The organism is Streptomyces sp. NPDC029152 (genome assembly GCF_055564355.1).
In genome coordinates this window covers 293,060-313,336 of sequence record NZ_JBVHWR010000001.1, presented here as the reverse complement: position 1 = coordinate 313,336, position 20,277 = coordinate 293,060, and the positions used below count along the sequence as shown (strand labels likewise).

The window sequence follows — 20,277 nt, the reverse complement described above, 5'->3', positions numbered from 1 at the left end:
AGCCATGCCGCTGCCCCTGTTCTCCCTGATGCTCTGTGTCTTCGGCGTCGGCACCGCCGAGCTGGTCGTCGCCGGCATCCTGCCCGCCGTCGCGGGCGACCTGGACGTCTCGCTCGCCGACGCGAGCCTGCTCGTCACCGCGTACGCTCTCGGCGTGGTGATCGCGGGCCCCGTGGTCACCCTGGCGGGCAGCCGGGTCCCCCGCAAGCCGCTGCTGCTCGGGCTGATGACGCTCTTCGTGGTCAGCAACGCCCTGGCGGCCCTGGCCCCGGGCTACGGGGTCCTCATGACGGCCCGCGTGCTCTCCGCCCTCACCCACTGCACGCTCTTCGCGGTGTGCATCGTGGTGGCCAGCGGCATGGCCGCGCCGGGCAAGGAGGCGTCCGCGGTCTCGAAGGTCGCCGTCGGCCTGAACCTCGCCACCGTGCTCGGTGTGCCCCTCGGCGTGCTCACCGAGCAGCACCTCGGGTGGCGGGCCGCCTTCTGGGGCATCGCCGGGCTGAGCCTGGTGGCCCTGCTCCTGGTCGCCTCCCTGCTGCCGGCCGACGCCGCCAGGGCCGAGGGCGGGGCCGCCGCCGAACTGCGGGTCCTGCGCGGCCCCCGGGTCCGGCTGGCCATCCTGATCACCGCGTTGGCCATGGCCGGGGTGTTCACGGCGTACACCTTCGTGACCCCGATCCTGACCGACCTCGGCGGCTTCGACCCGTCCACCGTGAGCTGGCTGCTGCTCCTGATCGGCGGCGGGTCCCTGATCGGCAATCTGATCGGCGGCCGGCTCGCCGACCGCGCGCTGATGCCGTCCCTGGTGGGCGTGCTCGCCGTGCTCGGCGCCGACCTCGTCCTGATGGCGCTCGGGGCCCGCGTGCCCTGGCTGGTCATCGTCCTGCTCGTGGTGTTCGGCGCCGCCTACTTCGCGGTCATGCCCGCCCTGCAGGCCCGCATCCTGACCTCCGCGGGCGACGGCGCGCCCACGCTGGCCGTCGCCGTGAACATCGGCGCCTTCAACCTCGGCATCGCCTTCGGCGCCTGGTTCGGCGGCCGGCTGCTCGGCCTCGGTCTCGGCCTGCGCGTCGTGATCACCGCCGCCGCGCTGTTCTCGTGGGCCGCGATGCTGCTGGCCGTGCGCGAACTGTCCGTGGACCGGCGCGCGGAGGGCCTCGCGCCGTCCGACACGGCCACCGCCACCGCCACCGCGGACACCGTCAAGTCTTCCGAAACCCCCCGGCAGCCCGTTCCGTCCGACGCCACCGCCGCTCGGACACCGGCGGCCGACTCTCCCTGGAGCGCAACCGATGAGTGAGCCCACCCGGCGCCGCATACTGCGCCAGTCCGCCCTGGCCGGCGGCACCGCCCTGGCCGTCGCCTCGGCCGACGTCGTCCCGGCCTTCGGCCGCGCACGTCCTGCCGCGGCCGCCGACGGGGCCACGGCGGCGGAACTCGACGCCATCACCGTCCGCCCGGCGGACACCCGCTACCCGGAGCTGGTCCGCGGCACCAACCAGCGCTGGGTCGGCCGTCCCGACTACGTGCGCCTCGTCTACACGGCCGACCAGGTCGTCGACGCGGTCCGCGAGGCGGTCCGCGAGGGCAAGCGCGTCGCCGTGCGCAGCGGCGGCCACTGCTACGAGGGCTTCACCACCGACCCCGAGGTCAAGGTCGTCATCGACCTCTCGGAGCTCGCGGACATCTCGTTCGACGCCGCGAGACGGGCCTTCGTCGTGGAGCCCGGCGCCTGGCTCTCGGACCTGTACTGCGCGCTGTTCAAGCGCTGGGGCGTCACCCTGCCCGGCGGCTCCTGCCCCTCGGTGGCGGCCGGCGGTCACATCGTCGGCGGCGGATACGGTGCGCTGTCCCGCATGTTCGGGCTCACCGTCGACCACCTGTACGGCGTCGAGGTGGTCGTGGTCGGCAAGGACGGCACCGTCCGCAAGGTCCTCGCCACCCGCGACAGCGACGACCCGGACCTGCGCGACCTGTGGTGGGCCCACACCGGGGGCGGCGGCGGCAACTTCGGCATCGTCACCAAGTACCTGCTGCGCACCCCGGGCGCCACCGGCACGGACCCGGCGAAGCTCCTGCCGCGTCCGCCGGCCGAGCTCCTCACCTCCACCGTGACCTGGTCCTGGGAGGGCATGACGCAGGCCGGGTTCAAGCGCCTGGTGAAGAACTACGGCGACTGGTTCGCCGCCCACGGCGCTCCGGACTCCTCCTGCCTCGACCTGTTCAGCCAGCTGAAGGCCGCGCACCGCTCGGGCGGCGCCATCACCATGGTGACGCAGATCGACGCCACCAGGCCCGGCGCCGAGCAGGACCTGGAGGCGTTCGTCGCCGCGGTGGGCCAGGGCGTCCCCGTCACCGCCCAGGCCGTCACCCAGCGGCTGCCCTTCCTGCACGCCACCAAGTGGCCCGGTTTCGCGGGAGGCGATCCGACCCTGCGCTTCGAGGACAAGTCCGCGTACATGCGCGCCTCCTTCCCCGACGACCAGCTCACCGCCATGTACAAGCACCTGACCCGCACCGACTACAGCAACCCGGCGGCCCTGCTCCTGATCGCCGCCTACGGCGGGCGCGTCAACGCCGTCGACGCCGGCGCGACGGCGGTGCCCCAGCGGGACTCGGTGATGAAGCTGCAGTACCTGGCCTTCTGGCAGGACGCGTCCGGGGACGACGAGAACATCGCGTGGGTACGGGAGTTCTACCGCGACGTGTACGCCGCGACCGGCGGCGTGCCCGCGCCCGGCAGGGTCACCGACGGCTGCTTCGTCAACTACGCCGACGTCGACCTGAGCGACCCGGACCACAACAAGTCCGGCGTCCCCTGGCACACGCTGTACTACAAGGACAACTACCCCCGCCTGCAGCGGGCGAAGGCCACCTGGGACCCGCGCGGCGTGCTGCGTCACGCCCAGTCCGTCGAGCCGCGGTCCGACCGCCGCTGAGGTCCCTCCCCGACCACGTGGCGCGGTCCCCCTTCCCGCGCCACGTCCCCCGCCCGCACGGCCCGGGCCGCGCGGGCGGACCCCTGAGTATCCGCACAGTGACAAAGGAGAACGGCATGCCCACAGTCTCGACCTCCGACTCGGTGGTGGAGTACTTCGTCACCGGCACCGGAACCGGCCTCGCGCTGGTCCACGGGACCGGCGGTGACGCGGCCGGCTACGAGCACCTGCTGAAGAAGTTCGACGACCGCCGTACCGTCATCACCCCCAACTACTCCGGCAGCGGTGCCACCAAGGACGCCGGCGCCCCGCTCACCCTGGACCTCCTCGCCGAGCAGGTCGTCGCGGCCGTCGAGGACAGCCCCGCCGAGGGGCCGGTCGACCTCGTGGGCTGGTCCCTCGGCGCGGTCGTCGCGGCCAAGATCGCCGCGGACCGTCCCGAGCTGGTGCGCCGCCTGGTCCTGCTGACCGGGTGGGCCTCGCTCGACGAGCGCCAGCGGCTGTTCTTCGACCTGTGGCACCGCCTCGACCAGCTCGACCATGAGACCTTCGGCCGCTTCCTGCAGCTGCACGGCTGGACCGACGAGCAGCTGAACGTCCTGGGCACCAAGGGCGTCGAGGAGCTCGTCTCGGGTGGCATCCCGGCGGGCATCGGCCGTCAGATCGCGCTCAACCTGACGACCGACATCACCGGCCTGCTGCCGAAGATCACGGCGCCGACGCTGGTCATCGGGGCCAAGCACGACCGCATGGTGCCCGTGCGGCACTCGCGGGAGCTGCACGCCTCGATCGCCGGCAGCACGTACGTGGAGATGGAGGCGGGCCACTTCGCGCTCTTCGAGAAGCCGGACGAACTGGCCGAGATCATCAACGGGTTCATCCACCAGGACGCGGCCGAGGCGAGTGCCGCATGACCCCGTAGGCCTCCCGGCGCGCACGGGCCCGGTGAGGGGGACGGATCCGCTCCGTCCCCCTCACCGGGCCCTCGTCGTGACCGGCCCGGCTAGCGGGCCATGGGGTCGCGCCGCAGGCGGTTCACCAGGGACGCCGTCGCGGGCTCGTACGCCGCGGCCTCCAGGGCCAGGTCCAGCTCCTTGGTGAACGTGCCCTGGGCCCCGGAGACCAGCTTCCTGCCGTCCTCGGTGAGGTGGGCGAACATCACCCGCCGGTCCTCCTCGCCCGCCGTGCGCGCGGCGAGCCCCGCGCTCTCCAGGCGGGTCACCAGGCGGCTCATCGTGGACTGGCTCAGGCCCACCGAGTCGGCCAGCTCCTGCATCCGCAGGGCGCCGCCGGCGAGGATGGACAGCGTGGTGAACTCCGACGACGTGATGCCGTGCCGGCGCTGCAGCTTCTTGTCGAGCGTCGACCCCACGCCGTTGACGAGCAACAGCAGCTGCCGCCACAGCTCCTGCTGACCGCCCAGCCGTCCCCGTCCGCTCACCGCCATGTCCCTGCACCACCTTGTCCCGTGCTCGGCGCCCGCCGCGGCACGACTCCGCCGAACGATGAACTTGCTTCTGCAAGCATAGAGCAACCCCCCGGCACGGGAACCGGCCGGTGCGCGCCCCCGTGGGACGCGCACCGGCCGGCGACCGCGTGGACCGTCAGGACCGGACCCTCGCGCGGGGCTTGCTGAACCTCCGCATCATCGGCATCTCGACGCCCTTGTGCAGCAGCCAGGCCACGGCGAGGCACAGCGCGAAGTAGAGCGCGATGACGCCGACGCCCCCGGGCACGCCGTAGAGCCGGCTCTCGCCGATCAGCGAACGCACCCACACCATCAGGACGTTGTGCACGATGTAGAAGGCGAACGACACCTCGCCCAGCCAGATCAGGACCCGGCCGCGGAAGGGCGAGCGCTCCCCGCGCAGGTCGGTGGTGGCGGCGGCGGGGATGAGCAGCGCGAACGGCACGAGGGCCGCGGCGTTGAGGCCGAAGAGCCAGGGCACGGCGTTGGCGACGGCGTAGCCCACGAGCACCAGGACGCAGGCCGGCAGGAGTCCGAGGCGGATCCAGCGGCCGCTCATCACGATGCGCGCCATGATCATGCCCAGGGCGAAGTCGAGGGTGCGCACCGGCGGCAGCATGTAGACGGCCCAGTACTGGACCTCGGAGACGGGGAAGCCGTTGGACATCGTGCCGTCGGGCAGCAGGAGGTAGGCGAGCGCGGGGACCGCGGTGATCGCGACGACCAGACCGCCCGCCCACGCCCACAGCCGCTCGGGCCGGATCCGCTTGATCCAGTGGTGCAGCAGGGGGAAGCAGAGGTAGAAGAAGACCTCGCAGGAGAGCGACCAGCTGGGCGGGTTGATGCTCAGGTAGGTGTGGTAGTCGGGTATCCAGGTCTGCAGGAGGAGCAGGTTGGGCAGCCACTGCTGCCACGTGGCGGTGGCCGCGGCGAAGAGCACCATGGCACCGGCCCACCCGGCGACGTGGCTCGGGTAGAGCTTGACCAGCCGCCGGCGCCAGAAGCGGCGCCGGGTGTCGTCCGGCCGCGCCGAGTAGGTGAGCACGAAGCCGCTGAGCAGGAAGAAGAAGGTGACGCCCATCCACCCGGTCTTGGTGAAGGCCGCGTGGTAGAGGTCGGAGGCCGTGCCGCTGAAGGGGTTCAGCGGCGGTTCGGTGGTCAGCGAGGAGTGGAACAGGAAGACCATCATCGCGGCGACGAACCGCATGCCGGTCAGCGAGGGCAGCCGCGAGAACCCCGGTGGTGACGCGTCGAGCTCCGGCGCTTCGGCGGGTCTGGCGTGCGTGGTCATGGAAGCTCCTCAGGAAGGCGACAACAATGCTTGATCAAGCATTTATTCGGACGTGGAGACGGAGGTAGGAGTCGGCGGGTGAGCGCGTGGGGAAGTGCGTGGGGGAGCGCCCGCGACGGCGGCGCGGGCGGGCGCGGCGGCGGCGCGGGCCATGAGCTCCTCCTGGATCGCGGCGAACGGCCGGTTCTTCGTCTCGGGGACGTACCGCAGCACGAACCACAGAGCGGCCAGCGCCACCGCCGCGAAGAACCAGAAGACGACCGACTCCCCCACCAGGTCCGCCGCGGGCAGGAAGAGCTGGCCCACGAGGAAGTTGGCGGCCCAGTTGACCAGGGCGCACAGTGCGGCGCCCCAGGCCCGCAGGGAGGGCGGGAAGACCTCCGCGGCCAGGATCCAGAAGACCGGGCCGAGCCCGATGGCGAAGGACGAGACGTACACGCCCATGCAGACGAGGGCGACGACGTGCGAGGCGGGGCCGAACCCGCCGTCCAGGGCGAAGCCCAGCGGAACCAGGGCCGACGCCATGCCGGTCAGGGACAGCACGAGCAGCGGACGCCGGCCCGCACGGTCGATGAGGGGGACGGCGGCCACCGTCATCAGCAGGTTGACCACGCCGATCACGACGGAGTACTGGATCGAGTTGGTCGCGGGCAGTCCCGCGCGCCGCATGATGCTGGGGGCGTAGTAGATGATGGTGTTGATCCCGGCGAACTGCTGTACGGCGCCCAGCGTCAGCCCGATCAGCAGCGCCCGGCGCACGGTGGCGTCGGTGAGACGGCCGCGCCGGCCGGCCCGGCCCGCGCCCTTCCGCTCCCGTCCCCGCTCCTGCCCGCGGCCGCTCAGCCACACCGGGCTCTCGGGCACGAGGAACAACCCGGCCAGCATCAGCAGCGAGGGCACCAGGCCCACCCCGAACATGGCCCGCCAGTCGGCTTCGTCCGCGAACCACAGGTTGACGAGGTAGGAGACCAGGATTCCGGCGGTCAGCAGGATCTGGTTGACGGTGATGAGGCGTCCGCGCAGCCGGGGCGGCGCGATCTCGGCCAGATAGAGCGGGACGACCGTCGACGCGGAACCCACCGCGAGTCCGAGCACCACCCGTGCCGCGATCATGGTCCAGAAACCGACGGCCAGGGTGGCCATGGCCAGGCCCAGGGTGAAGGTGGCCGCGACGACGATCAGGGTCCGGCGCCTGCCCCAGCGGTCGGCCGGCCGCCCGCTGCCGAACGCACCCGCCGCGGCGCCCAGCAGGAGGGAGGAGATCACCGTGCCTTCCTGGAGCGCGGACAGGTGGAAGTCCGTCTTCAGGAAGAGCAGGGCGCCGGAGATCACTCCCGTGTCGAAGCCGAACAGCAGCCCGCCGAGGGCCACGACGCCCACGGCGAAACCGAGTCTGCGCGGCGGCGGGTCCGGCTCCGGCCCGTCGTCGCCGGGGGCGGTCGTCACCGTCGTCGCTCCTTCGTCGTCGTCGGACGTCTCCAGGGCCTGTGTCGTCATGGGCGGCACCTCTGCTTCTCCCTTCGGCCCGGGGGCCGGATCGTGATGCGCTTCAGGGGTTCTCAGGAGGCCGGTCCCAGGGGGCCGGTCTCGGGGGCCGGTCCGGAAGGGGCCGGTCCCAGGGGGTTCAGACGCCGTACGTCGTCCGGTACACGGCGAAGCGGCCGTCGAGCCGGCGGCGGGAGAGGCCGAACTCCTCGGGCCGGAAGGGGCGCGCGGCACGCGCCGCCCTGCTCGACCGCGCGGCCAGCTCGGCGGCGGCGCGGTCGGTCAGCGGGGTGGGCGTCACGCCGGCGAACCGCTGGACGCGCCGTACCTGCCGGACGGGATCGGCCACCAGCTCCGCGTGCCGGACGTCGAGGAGACGGGCCCGGGGCAGTGCCGTCCTGGCCTGCTCCGACGCCGCGAAGTGCCGCTCCACACGCTCCGTCCACTCGGTGCCCACCGCGCCCGGGTCGCCCACCGGTGCGGTGCGCAGCCTCCGGGCGGCGCTGATCCCGGCACAGGCGCTCACGACGTCCGCGGGGCTGCGGTGCACGTGGACGATCCTGGCGTCCGGGTACGCGTGCAGCAGAGCGCGCAGATGGCGGGAGTGGAAGGGGTCGCGGAGCACCAGGGGGGAGCCGGGGATCCGCCAGGTGATCGCCTGCAGCTGGGCGCGGTGGAAGGCGTAGGCCTCGGTGAGGTCCGCCTCCTCGAGCCAGGCCCCGTAACCCGGCACGCGCCAGGCGAGCGTGGCCGTCATGCTGTGGAACGCGTTGGCGAGGAGGCGGTGGCAACCGCCGGGGCGGGTGTGCCGCAGCAGCTGCCCCGTACCTCGCCCCAGGGTCGACCGGGCCGCTTCCTCAGCCTCGGTACGGGCCCGCCGCATGGCGGCCCGCCGCTGCCGGATGCCGACGAGTTCGGTACCGGGGTCCGCCAGTTCCCACAGGGCGGGAGCGTCGAGGCCCGGGTGCTCCGCCAACAGGTTGTGGAGCAGTGCCGCGCCGCTGCCCGGCAGACCGGTGACGAACACCGGGGCCCTGATGTCGGTCAGGGCGATCGCCGGGCGGTCCCGCAGCAGCCGTACCAGCTGCCGTTGGCGGACCAGGGCCTCCACGAGTTCGCGGCGTACGGCGGCACGCCCCTGCGCGTGCAGGCCGGCCTCGGTGTCGAGCGACGAGACGAGCCGCTCCAGGGCGGGAAGGAAGCGCAGCCGTGGCGCTTCCTCCTCACCGTCCTCGCGCACCCGCTCCAGCAGGTCACCCACCGCGAGCCGGTCCTGCGGCGCGGGCCGCCCGCGGCGCGGGAGGGACGGGTTCGAGGCGCCCCAGGCCGGACCCCCGCCGCCGCAGCGCCAGGGCAACGAGGATTCCCGCACCGGGGCCGACCGCACGTGCTGCTCGCTCATCGGGTTTCCTTCTGGGTGCGTCCGAACACCAGGACGACCTGGACGCTACCGCCGCCCCCGCCCTCCGCACGGCCTCGGGCGCCGCCACGGGTACGCCTTTGGCAACTTGCCACAATCGTCGGCCGGAGGGAGGAGGGAAGGGGCAGGAGCAGGAGCAGGAGCAGGAGCAGGAGCAGGAAGGCTACGCCGCGTGCCGTGCGAACCGCGCCGCCGTCTCCGCCAGCACCTCCCGTCCGTCGCGGGCCCACAGGGCGTCGTTGAAGAGTTCGACCTCGATGGCGCCGGTGTACCCGGCCGCCTCGACGTACCCCTTCCACTCCCGCATGTCGATCGCGCCGTCGCCGATCTGGCCGCGGCCGTTGAGGACGCCCTCGGGGAGGGGGGTGGTCCAGTCGGCGAGCTGGAAGGTGTGGATGCGGCCGCCCGCGCCGGCCCGGGCGATCTGGGCGGGGGCCTGGTCGTCCCACCAGACGTGGTACGTGTCGACCGTGACGCCGACCTGGTGGGCCGGGAAGCGTTCGGCGATGTCCAGGGCCTGGGTGAGGGTGGAGACCACGCAGCGGTCGGAGGCGAACATGGGGTGGAGCGGCTCGATGGCGAGGCGTACGCCGTGCCGTTCGGCGTACGGTCCCAGCTCCGCCAGCGCGTCCGCGATGCGCTCGCGGGCGGCGCGCAGGTCCTTGTCACCGGCGGGGAGGCCGCCCGAGACCAGGACCAGCGTGTCGGTGCCGAGGGCGGCCGCCTCGTCGACGGCGCGGCGGTTGTCGTCGAGGGCCCTCGCGCGCTCGCCGGCGTCGATGGCGGTGAGGAAGCCGCCGCGGCACAGGGTGGTGACGGACAGGCCCGCGTCGCGGACCAGCTTGGCCGTCGCCTCGACGCCGTGGGCCCGGACCGGCTCGCGCCACAGGCCGACGTTGCCGACGCCCAGGTCGCGGCAGGCCGCGGTCAGTTCCGGCAGGGACAGCTGCTTGACCGTCATCTGGTTGATGCTGAAGCGGGTCAGGTCGGGCGCGGGACCGGTCATCGGTTCACCCCGTACAGGCTCAGCAGGGCCCTCATCCGTTCCTCCGCCAGCTTCGGGTCCGGGAACAGGCCCAGTCCGTCGGCGAGTTCGTAGGCACGGGCGAAGTGCGGCAGGGAGCGGGCCGACTGGAGGCCGCCGACCATCGTGAAGTGGTCCTGGTGGCCCGCGAGCCAGGCCAGGAAGACCACGCCCGTCTTGTAGAAGCGGGTGGGCGCCTGGAAGAGGTGACGGGAGAGGGGGACCGTGGGGTCGAGGAGGGCGCGGAAACCCTCCGTGTTCCCCGTGTCCAGGACGCGGACCGCCTCGGCCGCCAGCGGACCCAGCGGGTCGAAGACGCCGAGCAGGGCGTGGCTGAAGCCCTGGTCGTCGCCGGCGATCAGCTCGGGGTAGTTGAAGTCGTCACCCGTGTAGCAGCGCACGCCCTGCGGCAGGCGGCGGCGCAGGTCGACCTCGCGCCGGGCGTCCAGCAGCGAGACCTTGATGCCGTCGACCTTGTCGGGGTGGGCGGCGATGACCTCCAGGAAGGTGTCCGTCGCCGCGTCCAGGTCGGACGAGCCCCAGTAGCCCTCCAGCGCCGGGTCGAACATCGGGCCCAGCCAGTGCAGGATCACCGGCTCGGCGGCCTGGCGCAGCAGGTGGCCGTAGACCTCCAGGTAGTCCTCGGGGCCCCGGGCCGTGGCGGCGAGGGCGCGGGAGGCCATCAGGATGGCCTGGGCGCCCGACTCCTCCACGACGGCCAGCTGTTCCTCGTAGGCCGCGCGGACCTCGGCGAGGGTGCCGGCGGCGAGCTGGTCGGTGCCCACGCCGCAGGCGATGCGGCCGCCGCACGCCTTCGCCTCGGCGGCCGAGCGGCGGATCAGCTCGGCCGCGCCGGCCCAGTCCAGGCCCATGCCGCGCTGGGCGGTGTCCATGGCCTCGGCGACGCCGAGCCCGTGCGACCACAGGTGGCGGCGGAAGGCGAGGGTGGCGTCCCAGTCGACGGCGGCGGGGCCGTCGGGCGTGGTGTCCGCGTACGGATCGGCGACGACGTGCGCCGCGGAGAAGACCGTGCGGGAGGTGAAAGCGCTTCCCGAAGATACGGCCAGGGGTTCGGTGCGCGGCTCGTAGGCACGCAGGGTGCCGTTCGCGTCGGGCAGGTGGAGGGTCACAGGGAGATCTCCGGTACGTCGAGGCGGCGGCCCTCGGCCGAGGACCTCAGGCCCAGTTCGGCGAGCTGGACGCCGCGGGCGCCGGCCAGCAGGTCCCAGTGGTAGGGGGCGTCGGCGTGGACGTGGCGCAGGAACAGCTCCCACTGGGCCTTGAAGCCGTTGTCGAACTCGCCGTTGTCCGGGACCTCCTGCCACTGGTCGCGGAAGACCTCGGTGGCGGGGATGTCCGGGTTCCAGACCGGCTTCGGGGTGGCCGAGCGGTGCTGGACGCGGCAGTTGCGCAGCCCCGCGACCGCGGAGCCCTCGGTGCCGTCGACCTGGAACTCCACCAGCTCGTCGCGGTTGACGCGGACCGCCCAGGAGGAGTTGATCTGCGCGATCACGCCGCCCTCGAGCTCGAAGACGCCGTACGCGGCGTCGTCGGCGGTGGCGTCGTAGGGCTTGCCGTCCTCGTCCCAGCGCTGCGGGACGTGGGTGGCGGTGAGGGCCTGGACGGACGTCACCCGGCCGAACAGCTCGTGCAGCACGTACTCCCAGTGCGGGAACATGTCGACGACGATGCCGCCGCCGTCCTCCGCGCGGTAGTTCCACGAGGGGCGCTGGGCGGACTGCCAGTCGCCCTCGAAGACCCAGTAGCCGAACTCGCCGCGCACGGACAGGATCCGGCCGAAGAAGCCGCCGTCGATGAGGCGCTTGAGCTTGAGCAGGCCGGGGAGGAACAGCTTGTCCTGGACGACGCCGTGCTTGATGCCGGCGCCGTTCGCCAGGCGGGCCAGCTCCAGGGCGCCGTCCAGGCCGGTGGCGGTCGGCTTCTCGGTGTAGACGTGCTTGCCCGCGGCGATCGCCTTCCTGATCGCCTCCTCGCGGGCCGAGGTCACCTGGGCGTCGAAGTAGATCTCGACGCTCTCGTCGGCGAGGACCGCGTCCACGTCCGTCGAGACGTGTTCCAGCCCGTGCCGCTCGGCCAGCTCCCTGAGCGCGTGCTCGCGGCGGCCGACCAGGACCGGCTCCGGCCACAGCACGGTGCCGCCGCCGAGGTCGAGACCGCCCTGCTCGCGGATGGCCAGGATGGAGCGGACGAGGTGCTGCCGGTAGCCCATGCGTCCGGTCACACCGTTCATGGCGATACGCACCGTCTTGCGTGTCACGTCGTTCCCTTCGTACGCGGTCCGCGCGCCGCGTACGCCGAGGATCGGGACAAGGCGATACAGCAAGCGCTTTCTATTCGCTATGAAGCTAGCCTGTGGACGGCGGTCCGGACAAGACCGCGGCCGGGGGCGAGTTGTTCGAGGGGGCGAACAGCGGCGGCCGGTGGCCGTAAGGTCGGCACGGGACCTGGCCGGATCCGGGCCCGGGTACGAGGGCGTACGACGAGAGCGCGACCGGAGGACGAGGACATGACGGTGACACTGGCGGACGTGGCGGCCCGCGCCCAGGTCTCCCCGGCGACGGTCTCGCGCGTGCTGAACGGGAACTATCCCGTGGCCGCCTCCACCCGGGAGCGGGTGCTCAAGGCGGTCGACGAGCTGGACTACGTGCTCAACGGCCCCGCGAGCGCGCTGGCCGCCGCGACGTCCGACCTGGTCGGAATCCTGGTCAACGACATCGCCGACCCCTTCTTCGGGGTGATGGCCGGTGCGATCCAGTCCGAGATCGGGGGGCCGGGCGGCAGAGCAGGCGGCGAGAGACTCGCCGTGGTCTGCAACACCGGCGGCGCCCCGGAGCGCGAGCTGACCTACCTCACGCTGCTCCAGCGGCAGCGCGCGGCGGCCGTCGTGCTGACCGGCGGGGCGATGGAGGACGCGGCGCACCAGGCGGCGGTGGCGTCGAAGCTGCGCAAGCTGTCGGAGGCCGGGACGCGGGTGGTGCTGTGCGGGCGGCCCCCGGCACCGGGGACCGGGGCGATCGCGCTGACCTTCGACAACCGCGGGGGCGGCCGGGAGCTGACCGAGCACCTGATCGGCCTCGGTCACCGGCGGCTCGGCTACATCGCGGGTCCCGAGGAGCGGACCACCACCCGGCACCGGCTGGAGGGACACCGGGCCGCGCTCGCCGCGCACGGCGTCGAGGAGGACCCCCGCTGGACGGTCCACGGCCGCTACGACCGGCGGTCCGGCTACGAGGCCACGCTCGAACTCCTGCGCAGGGACCCGGCCCTGACCGCGGTCGTCGCCGCGAACGACACCGTCGCGCTGGGGGCGTGCGCGGCGCTGCGGGACTCCGGGCTGCGGATCCCGGCGGACGTGTCGGTGGCCGGCTTCGACGACCTGCCGTTCAGCATCGACGCGGTGCCCGCGCTGACGACGGTCCGGCTGCCGCTGGCGGAGGCGGGGGCGCGGGCCGGGCGGATCGCGATGGGGCGCGAGGAGGCGCCGCCCGGGGACATCGCCACGGTGCGGGGGGAGTTGATGGTGCGGGGGTCCTCCGGGGTTCCCCGGAAGTGACGGTGCCGCTTCCCGGCCGGTGCGCGGCGTCCGTGCCGGCGCCGTCCGGGGACGGCGCGCCCGGGCACCCCGGGACGGCTCCGGCCACGACATCTTCGTGGCGCGGGAATCGGCGGGCCGATCGCGGGTAGGGTCCCCGGGCATGAAGCTGGCGTTCTCCACCCTCGGTCTGCCCGGACTGCCGCTGCCCGACGTGCTGCGGCTCGCCACCGCCCACGGATACCACGGCGTCGAACTGCGCGCCCACCCCGAGGAGCCGGTCCACCCCGGCCTCTCCCCCGGCGAACGGGCCGACGCCGCCGCCGCGTTCAAGGCGGCCGGCGTCGAGGTGCTCGGCGTCGCGGGGTACGCGCGGGTCGCCGCGCCCGGTGACGACGACGCCGTCGTCGCCGAGATCCGCGACCTGCTCGGCCTGGCCCGCGACCTGGGCGCCCCGTACGTCCGCGTCTTCCCCGGCGGCGGTAGCGGCCAGAGCCCCGAGGAGGCCGACGCGACGGCAGCCCGGCGTCTGGGCACCGCCGCCGAGTACGCCACCGACGCGGGTGTGCGCATCCTGCTGGAGACCCACGACTCGCATCCCACCGGCGCCGACGCGATGCGCGTGCTCGGCCTGGTCGGCCACCGCCAGGCCGGCGCCCTGTGGGACGTCCTGCACACCTGGCTGGGCGGCGAGCAGCCCGCGGAGACCTTCGCGGCGCTCGCCCCGCACCTCGGCTACGTCCAGGTCAAGGACGTCGCCTCGCCCGACGACACCACGCCGCTGCCGCTCGGCGCGGGCGTGCTGCCGCTGGCCGAGTGCGTGGAGGTGCTCTCCCGCGGGGGCTGGGACGGCTGGCTGTGCTGGGAGTACGAGAAACGGTGGTACGAGGCGGCCGCCCCGCTGCCCGGTCTGCTGGACGAGGGCCGCCGTCACCTCGCCCGGCTGCTCAACGAGTCGGCCTGACGGCCGGCGCGCCGGGGCTGCGGGAAGGGACCGGGCGGGCGCCGGGCCCGGTCCCGCAGCGGCCGGTTGTCGCTGATCACGTACGTCTTCGCCGTGGGCTCCGACGGCCGTCGGCCGGCGGCGGGCCGGGCGCCCTCGCGCCGCGCGCCCGGGGAGCGGGGGCCCGGGGCCGGCGCCGGGCCGGGCACCCGCTCCGCGCCGGCCCCTTCCCGGGACGAGGGCCGCAGACGGTGCCGGGGCGCGGTGCGCCGGGGCGGGCGGGTCAGGGTGATCTGGCGCACGAGCTGCTGGAAGCAGGTCAGGGACGCCAGGCCGGGCAGCGCGGCGGCGGCGACGTCGATGACGGACCCGGGCGTCTGGGCGGCCACGCACAGGAGCATCGCGATGAGCGAGAACGCCAGGACGACGCACCAGGAGTGCACGGCACGGCGCCGGTGCAGCGCCGCCCGCAGGACGGACAGCGACGCCGCGAGCCAGGGACCGTAGACGAGCAGGGGCCACCACGACACGGCGCCCGTCTGCAGGCGGGTCAGGGCGACGACGCGCAGGGGGTCGTAGGCGACCATGCCGCCGAAGAGGCTGACCGCGGAGGTGATGACGGTGATGGCGGCGGCGATGACGTAGCTGACCGCCTGGAGTCCTCGCGGGCCGCGTCGTTCCCGCACCTTGCGGTGGCTGCGGGCGGACGCCCTCAGCGGCGGCAGCTCGGCCGTGATGTCCTGGAGGTCCTGCGGGGGGCCGCCCGGCGCCGGACCCGTGGCCGGCGCCTCGTCCCGGGGGGACGGTGGCTCGGGGAGCTGCTCCTCCAGGGCGTCCTGGAGCATGAAGGCCAGTTCCTCGGCCGGGTCCCAGGACATGTCGGGGAGGGGCATCGAGAGGTCGTCGTCGGGCGCGCGGTGACGACCGTGGCCCGCTTCGTACCGGGGTGTGCCGTAGAGGGAGGGATCCGGTCCGCCGTACAGTTCTTCGTCGTGCACGGTCCGGTCACTCGGCTCGCGAGAGGACGGGCCGTTCCTTCGTCGCGGCCCACCGCCCGGCGAGATCTTCCTGGAGCTCGCCCATGACGTTCAGGAAATCACGCAGAATCGGCTCGGTCTCCCTGAGGGCGGCGGGTGCTCCGCCCTGGTCCCCCACCACGTTCTTCCGCTCGGAATCCCAAGGGAGACACTTCCCCCCAGTTACCTTGGTCATGCCCTCACTAACGTCGGCCGTCTCAGCCGGATGCGCGGCAAACGAGTGAAGGAATATCCCGACTATTACTCTGTATTGGTGTCCGCCTGTCCGTCCTTCCTCGTTCCGGAGTGATTATGCGCGGGGGCGTTCCCGGTGCGAGTGGGCCGCGACCCGGCTCTCCGGCCGCGCCCGGCACCCGGGCCACTCCCCCGCCGTGACCGAGTGGACCGCGCAGTCGCGCAGCCGTCCCTCCTCGCCCGGCACCCGGGAGCGGGACCAGTGGCGCAGGACGCCCTCGAAGCGGGCGCCCGCCGGCTCGATCGCCGCACGGGAGCGGCTGTTGCGGGCGTCCGTCTTCAGGCCGACCCGCGAGACGCCCCGGACCTCGACGGCGTGCCGGAACAGGAGCAGTCCGGCCTCGGCGTTGACGCCGAGGCCATGGGCGGAGCGCGCCGGCCACGTGAATCCGGCCTCGACGGCGTCGAACCGGTCCCCGGCCGGCCACGACCGCGGCTCCCGGTACGCCGTGGCGCCGGCCGCACGCCCCGTGGCGAGGGAGATCCGCGCGAACGGCGCCGGCCGTCCCGTCGCCGCACGGGCCGCCTGGACGTCGAGGTACGCGCCGATCCCTTCGGTCCGGGGCACCCGGGTGAACACGTAGGTGCCGCGTTCCTCCTCCGCCGCCAGGGCGAGGTCAGCCGCGTGCCGCGGACCCGACGGCGCCGGCCGTACCGGCGTGCCTTCGAGGACCGGTGCCTCCGGCGTGCACGTCACCCGCCGGATCCTCCCGCCCGGGACCGTCGCCGTCGAACGGGTTCTCCCCGCGGCGCGGGCGGGTCACCGACGTCAGCGCCACCCCGCCCACCAGCAGGGCCGCCGCGCACCACCGCAGCGGGCTCACCGGCTCGCCCAGGAACAGGGCCGCCGACGTCATCCCGAAGACGGGGACCAGGAGGGAGAACGGCGCGACCGTCGAGGCGGGGTGGCGGCGCAGCAGCCAGCCCCAGGCGCCGAAGCCGAAGACCGTCGAGACCCAGGCGACGAACAGCAGCGTGCCCGCGCCCTGCCAGTCCAGGCCGCGCAGGGCCGCGAGGTCCCGGGAGGAGCCCTCCGTCAGCAGGGACAGGGCGAGGAGCGGCAGGACGGGGACGGTGGACACCCACACCATGAAGTTCAGCGCGTCGGGCGGGGAGGCCTTGCGGGTCAGGACGTTGGACACGCCCCAGGCGGCCGCCGCGCCGACCACCATCGCGAAGGCGCCCAGCGGGCCGGAGGCGCCCTCGTCGACGGCCGCCACGCCGATGCCGGCGCAGGCCACCAGCATGCCCAGCACCCGGACGCCGGTGGGGCGTTCGCCCAGTACCGCCGCCGCGATCACCGCCGTGAACACCGCCTGGATCTGCAGCACCAGCGACGACAGGCCGGCCGGCATGCCCGCGTCCATGCCGACGAAGACCAGGCCGAACTTGGCCACCCCCAGCACCAGGCCCACCGCCACGATCCACTTCCAGGCCACCTTCGGGCGGCCCACGAGGAAGACGGCGGGCAGGGCCGCCGCCAGGAAGCGCAGGGCGGAGAAGAGGAGGGGCGGGAAGTGGTCGAGGCCGATCTCGATGACCGTGAAGTTGACGCCCCAGACGGCGGCGACGAGCACGCCGAGGGCGAGGTGGGAAGGTCGCATGCGTCGAGGATCACCCGGCCCGACCATGTAGCACCAGCGATGATTGCTGCATGGTTGGATGAAGCAACGCTAAGTCCTCGTCCCCCGGGAGCCGCCATGCTCGACCTGCAGCGTCTGCGCGCCCTGCACGCCGTCTCCGTGCACGGCACCGTCGGGGCGGCCGCCGCCGCGCTCGGCTTCACCCCGTCCGCCGTCTCCCAGCAGATCGCCAAGCTGGAACGGGAGACCAGGACCGTGCTCCTGGAACGGGAGGGCCGCGGAGTGCGGCTCACCGACGAGGCGTGGCAACTCGCCTCCGCCGCGCGCGAGTTGATGGCCCTCGTGGAGCGCGCCGAGACCGAGCTGGAGGAGCGGCGCGGAGTGCCGGCGGGACGGCTGGCCGTCGCCGCGTTCCCGTCGGCGGCGCGCGGGCTGCTGCCCCCCGTGCTGGCCGACCTGGCGGCGCGCCACCCCGCGCTCGACACCCGGCTCAGCGAGGCCGACCCGCACCTGTCCGTGGACCTGGTGGCGAAGGGCGCCGTCGACCTCGTCGTCGCCCACGACTGGGACATCGCGCCGCTGCCCGCCGCGGCCGGCGTGGAACAGGCCCCGATCGGCGAGGACCTGTGCGACCTGCTCGTCCCCGAAGGGCACCCCTTCGCGGGGCGCGAAGGGGTGCGGCGGGAGGATCTGGGCGGGCAGCGCTGGATCTGCCAGCCGCCCGGCCGGGTCTGCCACGACTGGCTGGTGCGGACCCTGCGGACGGCCGGGCACGAGCCGGACATCGTCCACCAGGCCGACGAGAACCCCACGCTGGTGGCCCTGGTCGCCGCCGGCCTCGGCATCGCGGTGATCCCCCGGCTGGGGCGCGGCCCGCTGCCCGCCGGGGTGGTGGAGGTGGCGCTCGACCCGATGCCCGTACGGCGGCTGTACGCGCTGTGGCGCACGGGGGCCGCCCGGCGTCCGGCGATCGCGGAGACCGTGCGCGCCCTGCGTGCGCACTGGCCGGCCGTCTCCGCGCACACCGGCCCGTCCTCGGCACGGGCGCCCCGCTGACCCCACCGGCACCGACTTCGGAAACCGCGCCCGGGCCGGGAACCGGGGCCGGGCCCCGCTCGTCCAACCCGCACGTTGCCGGAAGAGTCACCACGGTGCGGTGTCGGCCTCGCTGCTGGCTGCGATCGCTGACCACCCTCCCCTCCGCACCGCGGCCGGCAGCACGCCGCCATCGGCGCGCCCCCCTCCCGAGCGCCGGTGGCGGCCCCGGCCCCTCCCCCGCCCGGCCCGCGGGACGACTCCTGTGCGCTCCCTTGACTGGCAGAAACTTCCCGGATATTGGTGGCTCCTTGGAAGTTTCCTTCAGCAGCTCTCCAGCGATCCCGCAGCGGATCACTCCGGAAGGAGCGCACGTGCACCACAGCAGCACGGCCGGCCCGGGAAGCACCGCACGACCCTCCAGACGTACCGTCCTCGCCGCCACCGCGGGCGTCACCGCGGCGCTCGCGGCAGGCGGCACCGCGTACGCCGGGCGGCACCGGCCCGACGACGCCGGGCTCCGCGCCCTCGTCTCCCGCATGACGCTCGAGGAGAAGGTCGGCCAGCTCTTCGTGATGCGGGTCTACGGCCACTCCGCCACCGCGCCCGACCAGGCCGACATCGACGCCAACCTCAAGGAGATCGGCGTCCGCACGGCCGCCGAGCTGGTGGCCAGGTACCGGGTCGGCGGCATCATCTACTTCGCCTGGGCGCACAACACCCGCGACCCGCAGCAGATCGCCGGTCTGTCCAACGGCATCCAGAAGGCGTCCCTGTCGCTGCCGCGCGGGCTGCCGGTGCTGATCTCCACGGACCAGGAGCACGGGACAGTGGCCCGCGTGGGCGAGCCGGCGACCCTGTTCCCCGGCGCGATGGCCGTCGGCGCGAACGGCTCGCGGTCCGACGCCCGTACCCTCGGGCAGGTCTCGGGCGCCGAGCTGCGCGCCATGGGCATCCGGCAGGACTACTCCCCCGTCGCCGACGTGAACGTGAACCCGGCCAACCCCGTGATCGGCGTGCGGTCCTTCGGCGCCGACCCCGCGGCGGTGGCCGGGCTGGTGGCCGCCGAGGTGACGGGGTACCAGCGCTCCGGTGTCGCCGCGTGCGCCAAGCACTTCCCCGGGCACGGGGACACGGCCACCGACAGCCACACCGGTCTCCCGGTCATCACGCACAGCCGCGCCCAGTGGGAGGAGCTGGACGCGCCGCCGTTCCGCGCGGCGATCGCGGCCGGCATCGACTCGATCATGACCGCCCACCTCGTGGTCCCGGCGCTCGACGACTCCGGCGACCCGGCCACCCTCTCCCGCCCGATCCTCACCGGCATCCTGCGCGAGGAACTCGGCTACGACGGCGTCGTGGTCACCGACTCCCTCGGCATGGAGGGCGTACGGACGAAGTACGGCGACGACCGGGTGCCGGTGCTGGCCCTGAAGGCCGGCGTCGACCAGCTCCTCAACCCGCCGAACCTGGACCTCGCGTGGAACGCCGTCCTGACGGCCGTGCGCGAGGGCGAGCTGACCGAGGCGCGGCTCGACGAATCGATCCTGCGCGTGCTGCGGCTGAAGGCCGGACTGGGCCTCTTCGAGGACGCCTACACCACGAGCCGGGACGTCGACCGCACGGTCGGCACCCGGGGGCATCTGGCCGCCGCCGACCGGATCGCCGAGCGGAGCACGACGCTGCTGGTCAACGAGGGGCGACTGCTGCCGCTGTCCCGGCGCCGGACGCCGAGGCTGCTGGTCGTCGGCGCCGATCCCGCCTCCCCGTCGGGCACGACGGGCCCGCCGACGAGCACGCTCGCGGGCGCACTGGGCGAACTGGGCTTCACGGCCACCGCCCTGTCCACGGGCACCGCGCCCACCGCCGCGGTCATCGACCGGGCGGTCGCCGCCGCCGGGGACGTGGACGCGGTGGTGGTCGCCACGTACAACGTCACCGCGGGCAGCAGCCAGCGCACGCTGGTGAACCGGCTGCTGGCGACCGGGAAGCCGGTGGTGGCGGTCGCCGTCCGCAACCCGTACGACGTGGCCCAGCTCCCCGGCGTCCCCGCCTTCCTGGCCGCCTACTCGTGGACGGACGTCGAGGTGCGGGCGGCGGCCCGGGTCGTCGCCGGGCGGGTGCGGCCGCGCGGGAAGCTGCCCGTGCCGGTGGTGCGGGCGGACGATCCGGCGACGGTGCTGTACCCGGTCGGCCACGGCCTGTCGTACCGGGCGTAGCGCGGCCTGCGCAACGCGCCGGGAGCGCAGCCCCTCACCGTGCGCA

At 73.8% G+C, this 20,277-nt stretch carries 17 protein-coding genes; 7 read left to right on the top strand and 10 right to left on the bottom strand.

Features of this window, described 5'->3' with window-relative positions; genetic code table 11:
• Positions 1 to 4: 4 nt before the first annotated feature.
• The 3 genes from ACZ4V6_RS01365 to ACZ4V6_RS01355 all read left to right on the top strand — a co-directional run bounded on the left by ACZ4V6_RS01365 (position 5) and on the right by ACZ4V6_RS01355 (position 3,853).
• Positions 5 to 1,300, top strand: a complete 1,296-nt coding sequence (locus ACZ4V6_RS01365) for an MFS transporter (protein ID WP_467821700.1) — start codon at positions 5 to 7, stop codon at positions 1,298 to 1,300.
• Positions 1,293 to 2,939, top strand: a complete 1,647-nt coding sequence (locus ACZ4V6_RS01360; protein WP_467821699.1) for an FAD-binding oxidoreductase — start codon at positions 1,293 to 1,295, stop codon at positions 2,937 to 2,939. Before ACZ4V6_RS01365 ends, ACZ4V6_RS01360 begins: the two co-directional genes overlap by 8 nt.
• Before the next feature lie 116 nt (positions 2,940 to 3,055).
• On the top strand, positions 3,056 to 3,853 hold the full coding sequence (locus ACZ4V6_RS01355) for an alpha/beta fold hydrolase (RefSeq protein WP_467821698.1): 798 nt from the start codon (positions 3,056 to 3,058) through the stop codon (positions 3,851 to 3,853).
• An 89-nt stretch (positions 3,854 to 3,942) separates the two neighbouring features.
• Here the strand turns inward: ACZ4V6_RS01355 and ACZ4V6_RS01350 are convergent, their stop codons facing one another.
• From ACZ4V6_RS01350 to ACZ4V6_RS01320, 7 genes are all read right to left on the bottom strand, one after another.
• A complete protein-coding gene (locus ACZ4V6_RS01350) occupies positions 3,943 to 4,386 on the bottom strand; it encodes a MarR family winged helix-turn-helix transcriptional regulator (RefSeq protein ID WP_467821697.1) in 444 nt (147 codons plus the stop codon).
• Positions 4,387 to 4,543: 157 nt separating this feature from the next.
• Positions 4,544 to 5,698 carry an acyltransferase family protein gene (locus ACZ4V6_RS01345; protein ID WP_467821696.1) on the bottom strand — a complete coding sequence of 385 codons (1,155 nt, stop codon included), beginning with the start codon at positions 5,696 to 5,698 and terminating at the stop codon, positions 4,544 to 4,546.
• A 42-nt stretch (positions 5,699 to 5,740) separates the two neighbouring features.
• Complete coding sequence (locus tag ACZ4V6_RS01340) at positions 5,741 to 7,195, bottom strand: MFS transporter (RefSeq protein WP_467821695.1); 1,455 nt, start codon at positions 7,193 to 7,195, stop codon at positions 5,741 to 5,743.
• Positions 7,196 to 7,322: 127 nt separating this feature from the next.
• Positions 7,323 to 8,585, bottom strand: coding sequence for a sulfotransferase family protein (locus ACZ4V6_RS01335; RefSeq protein WP_467821694.1), 1,263 nt, complete (start codon positions 8,583 to 8,585; stop codon positions 7,323 to 7,325).
• A gap of 181 nt (positions 8,586 to 8,766) precedes the next feature.
• On the bottom strand, positions 8,767 to 9,609 hold the full coding sequence (locus tag ACZ4V6_RS01330; protein WP_467821693.1) for a sugar phosphate isomerase/epimerase family protein: 843 nt from the start codon (positions 9,607 to 9,609) through the stop codon (positions 8,767 to 8,769).
• The gene (locus ACZ4V6_RS01325) at positions 9,606 to 10,757 is read right to left on the bottom strand and encodes a dihydrodipicolinate synthase family protein (protein WP_467821692.1); all 1,152 of its coding nucleotides are present in this window, start codon (positions 10,755 to 10,757) and stop codon (positions 9,606 to 9,608) included. The genes ACZ4V6_RS01330 and ACZ4V6_RS01325 overlap by 4 nt, the downstream gene beginning before the upstream one ends.
• The gene (locus ACZ4V6_RS01320) at positions 10,754 to 11,905 is read right to left on the bottom strand and encodes a Gfo/Idh/MocA family protein (RefSeq protein WP_467821691.1); all 1,152 of its coding nucleotides are present in this window, start codon (positions 11,903 to 11,905) and stop codon (positions 10,754 to 10,756) included. The genes ACZ4V6_RS01325 and ACZ4V6_RS01320 overlap by 4 nt, the downstream gene beginning before the upstream one ends.
• Positions 11,906 to 12,154: 249 nt before the next feature.
• On the opposite strand from ACZ4V6_RS01320, the gene ACZ4V6_RS01315 reads away from it, so the two are divergent.
• Together ACZ4V6_RS01315 and ACZ4V6_RS01310 are read left to right on the top strand one after the other, a co-directional pair.
• Positions 12,155 to 13,201, top strand: coding sequence for a LacI family DNA-binding transcriptional regulator (locus tag ACZ4V6_RS01315; protein ID WP_467821690.1), 1,047 nt, complete (start codon positions 12,155 to 12,157; stop codon positions 13,199 to 13,201).
• Between the two features lie 142 nt (positions 13,202 to 13,343).
• Complete coding sequence (locus tag ACZ4V6_RS01310; RefSeq protein WP_467821689.1) at positions 13,344 to 14,144, top strand: sugar phosphate isomerase/epimerase family protein; 801 nt, start codon at positions 13,344 to 13,346, stop codon at positions 14,142 to 14,144.
• Here the strand turns inward: ACZ4V6_RS01310 and ACZ4V6_RS01305 are convergent.
• The 3 genes from ACZ4V6_RS01305 to ACZ4V6_RS01295 form a co-directional block, all read right to left on the bottom strand.
• Positions 14,111 to 15,121: a DUF2637 domain-containing protein gene (locus ACZ4V6_RS01305; protein ID WP_467821688.1), complete on the bottom strand. Its 1,011-nt coding sequence runs from the start codon at positions 15,119 to 15,121 to the stop codon at positions 14,111 to 14,113. The genes ACZ4V6_RS01310 and ACZ4V6_RS01305 overlap by 34 nt on opposite strands.
• 328 nt (positions 15,122 to 15,449) lie before the next feature.
• The gene (locus ACZ4V6_RS01300) at positions 15,450 to 16,091 is read right to left on the bottom strand and encodes a GNAT family N-acetyltransferase (RefSeq protein ID WP_467821687.1); all 642 of its coding nucleotides are present in this window, start codon (positions 16,089 to 16,091) and stop codon (positions 15,450 to 15,452) included.
• Positions 16,012 to 16,998, bottom strand: a complete 987-nt coding sequence (locus ACZ4V6_RS01295) for an EamA family transporter (protein WP_467821686.1) — start codon at positions 16,996 to 16,998, stop codon at positions 16,012 to 16,014. The genes ACZ4V6_RS01300 and ACZ4V6_RS01295 overlap by 80 nt, the downstream gene beginning before the upstream one ends.
• 96 nt (positions 16,999 to 17,094) lie before the next feature.
• On the opposite strand from ACZ4V6_RS01295, the gene ACZ4V6_RS01290 reads away from it, so the two are divergent.
• Positions 17,095 to 18,033, top strand: coding sequence for a LysR family transcriptional regulator (locus ACZ4V6_RS01290; protein ID WP_467821685.1), 939 nt, complete (start codon positions 17,095 to 17,097; stop codon positions 18,031 to 18,033).
• 353 nt (positions 18,034 to 18,386) lie between these two features.
• Entirely contained in the window at positions 18,387 to 20,231 is a 1,845-nt protein-coding gene (locus ACZ4V6_RS01285; protein ID WP_467821684.1) for a glycoside hydrolase family 3 protein, read from the top strand.
• Positions 20,232 to 20,277: the final 46 nt, after the last annotated feature.

Excerpts from the sequence above, each read along its gene's own strand:
- ACZ4V6_RS01350 (WP_467821697.1), bottom strand. The coding sequence starts at position 4,386 with ATGGCGGTGAGCGGACGGGGACGGCTGGGCGGTCAGCAGGAGCTGTGG.
- ACZ4V6_RS01310 (WP_467821689.1), top strand. The coding sequence starts at position 13,344 with ATGAAGCTGGCGTTCTCCACCCTCGGTCTGCCCGGACTGCCGCTGCCC.
- ACZ4V6_RS01335 (WP_467821694.1), bottom strand. The coding sequence starts at position 8,585 with ATGAGCGAGCAGCACGTGCGGTCGGCCCCGGTGCGGGAATCCTCGTTG.
- ACZ4V6_RS01290 (WP_467821685.1), top strand. The coding sequence starts at position 17,095 with ATGCTCGACCTGCAGCGTCTGCGCGCCCTGCACGCCGTCTCCGTGCAC.
- ACZ4V6_RS01365 (WP_467821700.1), top strand. The coding sequence starts at position 5 with ATGCCGCTGCCCCTGTTCTCCCTGATGCTCTGTGTCTTCGGCGTCGGC.
- ACZ4V6_RS01315 (WP_467821690.1), top strand. The coding sequence starts at position 12,155 with ATGACGGTGACACTGGCGGACGTGGCGGCCCGCGCCCAGGTCTCCCCG.
- ACZ4V6_RS01360 (WP_467821699.1), top strand. The coding sequence starts at position 1,293 with ATGAGTGAGCCCACCCGGCGCCGCATACTGCGCCAGTCCGCCCTGGCC.
- ACZ4V6_RS01340 (WP_467821695.1), bottom strand. The coding sequence starts at position 7,195 with ATGACGACACAGGCCCTGGAGACGTCCGACGACGACGAAGGAGCGACG.
- ACZ4V6_RS01355 (WP_467821698.1), top strand. The coding sequence starts at position 3,056 with ATGCCCACAGTCTCGACCTCCGACTCGGTGGTGGAGTACTTCGTCACC.
- ACZ4V6_RS01295 (WP_467821686.1), bottom strand. The coding sequence starts at position 16,998 with ATGCGACCTTCCCACCTCGCCCTCGGCGTGCTCGTCGCCGCCGTCTGG.
- ACZ4V6_RS01345 (WP_467821696.1), bottom strand. The coding sequence starts at position 5,698 with ATGACCACGCACGCCAGACCCGCCGAAGCGCCGGAGCTCGACGCGTCA.
- ACZ4V6_RS01330 (WP_467821693.1), bottom strand. The coding sequence starts at position 9,609 with ATGACCGGTCCCGCGCCCGACCTGACCCGCTTCAGCATCAACCAGATG.